We start from the raw sequence: 4,586 nt of genomic DNA, 5'->3' as shown, positions 1-4,586 counted from the left end.
CGAGACACCCCCGGTGAACACCACGTCGGCATCGCGCAGCAGCGCCGCATCATGGTCGGCCAAGTTCGGCGGCGCGAAGGCGCCCTGTTCGCCCATCTTGTCATAGATGATCAGGTCGGCCGAAAGCTGCTGCCCGAAGGCTCGTGCCATCGGCGCATAATACCATAGGCATACCGGTGCCGATCCGGCCCGCGCCACCAGACGGGCGGCAATTTCGCTCTGGTGGGCAAGGGCATCGGCGGCGCTGGTGCCGGCCGGCAGCACCGGCTGCACGACCGTGATCCCCGCCCCGCCCGCCATTTCGCGCACCATGGCGATGCTGCCTTCGATCACCGGTTCTTCCATGTACCAGATATCGAAATCGGCCGCCGCACGCGTGAGCAGATGGTGCGGGCGCTGCACCACGATATCCCAGCGCAGATGCGACAGCACGATCAATACTGGCCGCACACCGGCAACTGCGACATCTTCACAGAACAGGGGCATCGGGATTTCCTTTGGCTTGATGAATGGACCGCGCAGCCGCCCGGTGTGAGCAGAGTACGCCTGAAAACCGCTTGGGTTCCGGCCATCAGGCGCAGCGCCCATGTGCAGACCGGCGCGTGTATATTCGCGGCCAAGTGTTCAAGCGGGCGGGAACCGGCGGCCAGCCGGCGGGTTGTTCGAGCAGGAGACAATAGCGCGGGCCCGCTGCGCCTTTGCCCCCGGTCAACCCTTAAACGCACAGGAATGTTCCCATGAGCAGCTATCCCCCCAATGGCACCACCACCGGCCAATCGACCTTTGGCCAGTCCTCGGCCGATCATTCGGATTCCAGGCGCGAGGCCAACGGTGCCGCATCAGACACCAACGGTTCGCTGATCAGCAGCGAACGGGTGACCGGCACCAGCGTGTACAACCACGACGGCGAAAAGCTGGGCAGCGTCGAAGCAATGATGATCGACAAGAAATCCGGCCAGGTTCGTTATGCCGTCATGTCGTTCGGCGGATTCCTGGGCATGGGTGAAAAATATCACCAGCTGCCGTGGGATGGTCTGTCCTACGATACCGATGAGGGCGGCTATGTCGTCAATCTCAGCCGCGAGGCGCTGGGCAGCGCACCGACCTACAGCCGCGAAGAGCTCGACAATTTCGATTACGGCAAGTCCGGCTCGATCGACGACTATTACAGCAATATCGACGGTTTCCGGAATCAGCGCCGCTGATCCACTTTACCCGTTTCGGTTCGGGTAACTGAACCGGGGCACCGTGGCGGCCAACCCCCGGGCCGCCACGGCTGTTGCCCATCCAGCCACCGGCTGCGAAAGTTCAACAACATGAGCACGGCCACATGGATCGGCAGCCTTGCCGCTATCATTTCGGTGGCCAGCTTCACCCCACAGGCTTGGAAAATCATCAAGGAGCGCCACACCGAAGGGCTGTCGGCATTCACTTATGCCCTTGCCTGCGTGGGTTTCACCCTGTGGGTCAGCTACGGCGTGCTCCGCGGCGATTGGGCGATCATCGTGCCAAACAGCATCTGCCTGCTGCTCGCCGCTTTCATCCTGTTGCTGATCCTGCTGCCGGAACAGAAAACCGAACAGGTTGCCCGCGCCGTCGATCCCGCACCCGATGCATAAAACAACAGCATCGTTGCGGAACTTGTCCCCCGACGGGGCGTTGCTGAAACTCACCCCCAGCAAAGGCTTCCCCCATGGCCAAATCCAAAACCACCGCGTCAGACGATCTCGTTGCGCTGACTGATACCAACAATCCCAGCCTCACCGCCTATCAGCCCGAATTCGCGCCAGGCACCGGCCTCAGCGAAGGCGCCTATGCCGAAGTCGCCGATGAACTGGGCAAGGTGCTGGCCGACAGCTTCCAGTTGTTCATCAAGACGCAAGGGGTGCACTGGAATGTGGCCGGCGCTGCCTTCTATGGCCTGCACAAGCTGACCGAGCAGCAATATGGCGAGATTTACGCCGCCATCGACGAGATTGCCGAACGCATCCGCGCACTCGGTCACAAGGCGCCGGCAAGCTATACCACTTATGGCCATCTCAGCTGCATCAGCGATGAAGACCGGCCAATCGACACCGGCCAGCAGGTGGCGATGCTGATGCGCGACAATGGCCTGCTTTGCCAGACCCTGCGCGACGCACTCGACATCGCCGAAGAGCATGGCGACATCGTCACCGTCGATCTGCTCACCCGCCGGCTGGGCGATCACGAGAAATATGTGTGGATGCTGCGCATGCAGATCGCCTGACAGGCTTCGGCCCTGCGGCGCGTGTCAGGGGCGCGCCGTCGGGATAGAGCAAGGCTTGAACAGTCTTATATATTACAGATACTCGTAACATCGTCGTTGCCGAATTTGTAACGGAACTTGTCACAAGCGACAGCAAGCGTCTTTCGACCTGCCAAACAGCTGCCACAAGCCATTTGGCGGTGGCCAGGCAAGTTTGCCGTGCCCCTCTTTGCCCGACAATTGCTCCTTGGCAGCTAAAGTGCTGCGAACGCCGGTGCGCTGGCCACATCGGCTGCACGCACGGGCCGACCGCCGAACAGATAAGGGTAGTGATATTCCCGCACCTCACGGTGGAAGCCGCGCACCTGCGTCTTGAAAGCCAGATCGGCCTTCACATCGCTACCGGCAAGCTGCTGCATGGCCTGTGCAACCTTCAAGGGCGGCAGCAGCCATCCCAGTCGCTGCGCCCAGGCCTCCCGGCGGGCGATGCCGGCATCACGGGCGGCGCTGTCGGCGGCAACGGCGTGATCGCCCAACTGCTGGAAAGCGAAATACCATTTCCATTCAAAAGCCGTTCCGGTGGCCGATTGGTCCCGGTAGGCCGGATAAAGCGCCACGAAACGCGCCATGGTCTCCGCCTTGGGTCGGTCCCAGCCGGCGTGCACCTCCTCGCGGTTTTCGCGCGCGATGGCGGCAGCATCAGGCAGCGGTACCGCCGCATTGATGGCCAGGTGCGCAGCGGCTGGCACCACCAGCGTGATCGCGAACCACAGCCCGGCCAGCACGGCCGCCTGCGTGGCCGATGCCGCCTGAAGCCGGGCGACAACCAGGGTGACGATCATCCAGAAGCCCAGGCTGGCGAGTACCAACATGGCGGCCGCCGCCAGCCGCACCGGTGTCGTGCCCTCGACCAGCGCGCCCACGGCCAGCGGCACCAGCAGCGCCAGCGCCACGCCGCCGGCGCGCAGCACGACCCGCGGGCTCCACAGCCGGTGCCGGGCGCGCGGCAGGCTGTCGAGCGCCGCGAGCCGCCCGGCCTCACGCTCGCCGGACCAGAGATCATGCAGCAGCGCGATCAACAAAAGCGGCGCCAGATAGAGCGTGACAAAGGCGAAATCGAAGCGGCCGGCTAGCAGCAGTTCGGGATTGGCGGCCTCGTTGTCGTTGATCTGGCCTTCCAGCGCCAGCATGCGAATGCGCATCACCGCCGGCACGGCATCGCCGCGCGTGGGTGCCAGGAAGGCCAGATCGCCGGGTGCGCGCCACACCGGGAAATTGCGGTAGTAACCAAACTCGCCGGCATCCCCCTTGGCAAAGGCGGCGATGGCCTGGGTTTCGCGGGCTTCCAGCGCCACCACACGGGCAATATCGGCGCGGGTGGCGTCAACATCGGCAAGGCCAAGCGCCACGGCAACGCTGGCCAGCGCCGCCAGCACGATCAGGCCCAACCGCGCCGGGCCGGCCAGCAGCCGCCATTCGCGCGCCAAGCCTGCGATCATGGCTGTTCCTGCCGGCCCGAGCGGATCAGTTGCCACGAGAGCAACGCGGCCCACAACAGCAGGGCCGCCAAGCCCGGCAGCATCCCGGCCATGCGATCGGCGATGCTTGGCCCGGCATGGTGGAACGGCTTCTGCTCAGCCCAGAAACGCGCCGAAACGCGGCTCTGGCGCTCGGCAATCGGATCCTTGTTGCGGGCCGCATCATCGGCGCCGCGCACCTGATATGTGTGCAGGCCATTGAGTGACTGAATGAGGCGATAGCGATGCGCTTCGGCTGCATCGAGGAAGGCGATATGGCTGGCCAGATCAGTGGCAGCACCGGCCATGCTGGCCTGGGCAAAGCCGATCGCCGGGCTGATCACGCCCACCAGCGCCAGCAGGCGGTGCTGCTGCATCTGCACGGCGGCCGTCGCGGCGGCATGGCCGGCGAACAGCTGGCTGGTCAGCCGCTCGCCTTCACTCGACAGGGCGCCACGAAAATTGAACGGCAGATCCTCCACGCGGGAAACACCGTAACGCTGCAACAGCCCGGCCTTGAACGCGGCAAAATGCGGATCATTGGGATTGTGGCTGTCGCCCAGCGCGCGCAGTTCCTGATGGATGATCAGGTCGGTCTCCGCCTTGGTGGGCAACGGATGCGCCAACGCCGCCACGCCGGCCGCCGCGCGCGGCACCAGCACCACCAGCACCGCCCAGGCCAGCACCAGCGCCATCAGCGCCGATTGCGCCGAACGGGCGCGGGCCGAAACCAGTGTGATGCCCAACACCCACAGGCCCAGCCACAGCAGCGCCGCCAACGCCATCAGCGCCGCGATGCCGGCTTCGGCAGGCGATTGCGCTGCCGCCCATCCCAGCGCCGC

General features: G+C 64.6%; 5 protein-coding genes and 1 pseudogene. 3 read left to right on the top strand and 3 right to left on the bottom strand.

What is annotated here, in order from left to right; all coding sequences use genetic code 11:
- Positions 1–486, bottom strand: a pseudogene (locus RT662_RS15930) (hypothetical protein); the annotation flags it as partial.
- A gap of 251 nt (positions 487–737) precedes the next feature.
- Here RT662_RS15930 and RT662_RS15925 point away from each other — a divergent pair.
- The 3 genes from RT662_RS15925 to RT662_RS15915 all read left to right on the top strand — a co-directional run bounded on the left by RT662_RS15925 (position 738) and on the right by RT662_RS15915 (position 2,248).
- A complete protein-coding gene (locus RT662_RS15925; RefSeq protein ID WP_313671673.1) occupies positions 738–1,205 on the top strand; it encodes a PRC-barrel domain-containing protein in 468 nt (155 codons plus the stop codon).
- A gap of 111 nt (positions 1,206–1,316) precedes the next feature.
- Positions 1,317–1,619: a SemiSWEET family transporter gene (locus RT662_RS15920; RefSeq protein ID WP_313671672.1), complete on the top strand. Its 303-nt coding sequence runs from the start codon at positions 1,317–1,319 to the stop codon at positions 1,617–1,619.
- Positions 1,620–1,693: 74 nt separating this feature from the next.
- On the top strand, positions 1,694–2,248 hold the full coding sequence (locus RT662_RS15915) for a DNA starvation/stationary phase protection protein (protein WP_313671671.1): 555 nt from the start codon (positions 1,694–1,696) through the stop codon (positions 2,246–2,248).
- A 233-nt stretch (positions 2,249–2,481) separates the two neighbouring features.
- Here the strand turns inward: RT662_RS15915 and RT662_RS15910 are convergent, their stop codons facing one another.
- Together RT662_RS15910 and RT662_RS15905 are read right to left on the bottom strand one after the other, a co-directional pair.
- Positions 2,482–3,726, bottom strand: a complete 1,245-nt coding sequence (locus RT662_RS15910; RefSeq protein WP_313671670.1) for a DUF3526 domain-containing protein — start codon at positions 3,724–3,726, stop codon at positions 2,482–2,484.
- The coding region (locus RT662_RS15905) for a DUF3526 domain-containing protein (protein ID WP_313671669.1) at positions 3,723–4,586 on the bottom strand (864 nt) is incomplete at its 5' end. The genes RT662_RS15910 and RT662_RS15905, both read right to left, overlap by 4 nt.

Origin of the sequence: Sandarakinorhabdus sp. (genome assembly GCF_032115815.1) — a bacterium.
Taxonomy (GTDB): domain Bacteria; phylum Pseudomonadota; class Alphaproteobacteria; order Sphingomonadales; family Sphingomonadaceae; genus Sandarakinorhabdus.
The sequence above is the reverse complement of the archived record's forward strand: the minus strand, read 5'-3'. Positions and strand labels throughout refer to the sequence as shown.

Coding starts and splice junctions, on each gene's coding strand:
- RT662_RS15925 (WP_313671673.1), top strand. CDS start 738: ATGAGCAGCTATCCCCCCAATGGCACCACCACCGGCCAATCGACCTTT.
- RT662_RS15920 (WP_313671672.1), top strand. CDS start 1,317: ATGAGCACGGCCACATGGATCGGCAGCCTTGCCGCTATCATTTCGGTG.
- RT662_RS15915 (WP_313671671.1), top strand. CDS start 1,694: ATGGCCAAATCCAAAACCACCGCGTCAGACGATCTCGTTGCGCTGACT.
- RT662_RS15910 (WP_313671670.1), bottom strand. CDS start 3,726: ATGATCGCAGGCTTGGCGCGCGAATGGCGGCTGCTGGCCGGCCCGGCG.